The organism is Streptomyces sp. MP131-18, from assembly GCF_001984575.1.
In the GTDB taxonomy this organism is placed as follows: Bacteria; Actinomycetota; Actinomycetes; order Streptomycetales; family Streptomycetaceae; genus Streptomyces; species Streptomyces johnsoniae.
In genome coordinates this window covers 6295668-6298166 of the sequence record NZ_LZNS01000001.1, presented here as the reverse complement: position 1 = coordinate 6298166, position 2499 = coordinate 6295668, and the positions used below count along the sequence as shown (strand labels likewise).

Annotated in this window: 1 protein-coding gene; it reads right to left on the bottom strand. The window is 69.8% G+C overall.

Translation table 11 applies throughout. The annotated features are described in order from the left end of the window. A partial coding sequence (locus STBA_RS28195; protein WP_253195065.1) for a beta-ketoacyl synthase N-terminal-like domain-containing protein occupies positions 1–2471 on the bottom strand: 2471 nt, incomplete at its 3' end. Positions 2472–2499 lie beyond the last annotated feature (28 nt).

Genomic DNA, 2499 nt, shown 5'->3' with positions numbered 1-2499 from the left:
GAACCGGTACCGGCCGGGGCCACCTCACCGGTCACCACACCGGCCCCGGGCTGCTGCGTCGCCACCGCGGCCAACCCCGCCAGCAGCACCTCACGCTCCGACCCCAGCACCACCCCACGATGCTCAAACACCGACCGCGTCAAGACCAGGGAACGCGCCACATCCGACGCCGCCAACTCCGGCCGCCCGACCACATGCTCCCGCAACCGACCCGCCTGACCCGCAAGCGCCACCGCACTACGACCCGACACCACCCACGCCGGAACACCAGACGACAGCACCGGCAACCCCGGCTCGCCCTCGCCCTCCGGCGCGGGCTCCACCGCTGCTTCCTCGTGCGGGGTTTCCTCCAGGATCACGTGAACGTTCGTGCCGCTGATCCCGAAGGCCGAGACACCCGCCCGGCGGGGCTGGTCACCCGCGGGCCACTCCTGGTCTTCCCGGAGCAGCTGCACGTTCCCGGACGACCAGTTCACGTGTGTGGACGGTGTCTCCGCATACAGCGTCTTCGGCAGGACGCTGTGCTGGAGCGCGAGCACCATCTTGATGACACCCGCCACACCGGCCGCGCATTGCGTGTGGCCGATGTTCGACTTCACCGAACCCAGCCACAACGGGCGGCCCCCTTGGGGACGTTCCTGCCCGTAGGTGGCCAGCAGGGCACCGGCCTCGATCGGGTCACCCAGCGTGGTCCCGGTGCCGTGCGCCTCGACCACATCAACATCAGCAGCGGAGACCTGCGCGTTCGCCAGCGCGGCACGGATCACCCGACGCTGCGAAGGACCGTTCGGCGCGGACAAACCGTTCGACGCACCGTCCTGATTGATCGCGCTGCCCCGGATCACCGCGAGCACCTGGTGGCCGTTGCGCCGCGCGTCCGACAGACGCTCCAGCATCAGCATGCCCGCGCCCTCGCCCCAGCCGATGCCGTCGGCCTCGTCCGAGAACGCCTTGCACCGGCCGCTGGAGGCCATACCGCCCTGCTCGGAAAACTCCATGAACGCGTCCGGCGAGGTCATGACCGCGACGCCGCCGGCCAGCGCCATCGTGCACTCACCGGCCCGCAGCGATTGCACCGCCTGGTGCAGGGCCACCAGAGAGGAGGAGCAGGCCGTGTCCACCGTCATCGCCGGACCCGTCAGTCCGAGCGTGTAGGAGATCCGGCCGGAGGCCACCGAGGAGATGGCGCCGGTGAGCCGGTAACCGTTCAAGCTCGCATCATCGATGGGCAAGCTGTTGTCGTAACCCGAGTTGCTGGCGCCGATGAAGACACCGGTGGCCGAGCCGTGCAGCGAGGACGGCGCAAGACCCGCCCGCTCGATCGCTTCCCAGGCGGTCTCCAGCAGCAGCCGCTGCTGGGGGTCCATCGCCATCGCCTCACGCGGACTGATCCCGAAGAAGGCCGCGTCGAAGTCAGCCACGTCATAGAGGAACCCGCCCTGCCGGGCATACGCCCGCCCCGCACGGATCGCTTCGCCGCCGAACTCCTCCTCGAACGCGTCCCAGCCACGGTCCGTCGGGAAGCCGCCCACCGCATCCGTGCCCGCAACCAGCAGGTCCCAGAACTGGTCCGGTCCGTTGACGTCGCCCGGGTAACGGCAGCCCATGCCGACGATCGCGATCGGCTCACCGCCGGCCGCAGCCACCACCTGCACCGCACCCTCGGACTCCGCCGAACCGACGAGTTCGCCACGCAGGTATTCGGCGAGCGCGGCGGCGTTCGGGTAGTCGAAGACCATCGTCGAGGGCAGCCGCACCCCGGCCGCCGCCGACAACCGGTTCCGCAACTCGACCGCGCCAACCGAATCGAAGCCCAGGTCCTTGAACGCCCGCTGCGGCAGCACATCCGCCGCCGCATCGTGCCCAAGCACCGCCGCCGCGTTACTACGCACCAGATCCGTCAGCACCTGCCGCTGCTCACCCACCGGCATACCCGACAGCCGCGCCACCAGCTCCGACGTGTCCGCCAAGACGCCGGGCTCGGCCTCGGCCGCGAGGATCTCACGGACCTCGGGCAGCCCCGTCAGCAGCGGACTGGGGCGATGCAGGGTGTAGGTCGGCACGAACTGCGCCCAGTCGAAACCGGCAACAGCGATCGAACCCTCACCCGCATCCAGCACCTGACCCAGAGCACGCATCCCACGCTCCGCGTCAATGCCCTCCATCCCGAAGTCCACCAGGCGCTCACCTTCGGCGCTGGCGGCCATACCGATACCGGCCCACAGGCCCCACGCCACCGAACTGGCCACCAGACCACGACCCCGCCGGCTGTCACACAGCGCATCGAGGTAGGCGTTCGCCGCCGCATAAGCGCTCAGCCCGCCACTGCCCCAGGTGGCAGCGCCGGAGGAGAACAGCACGAACGCATCCAGCTCCCGGTCCGCGGTCAGCTCATCCAGCACCGCCGCACCACCGGCCTTCGCCGACAGCATGGCCGAGAGATCAGCCGCCTCGACCTGCTCAATCGGCATACGGTCACTGATACCGGCGGCGTGCATG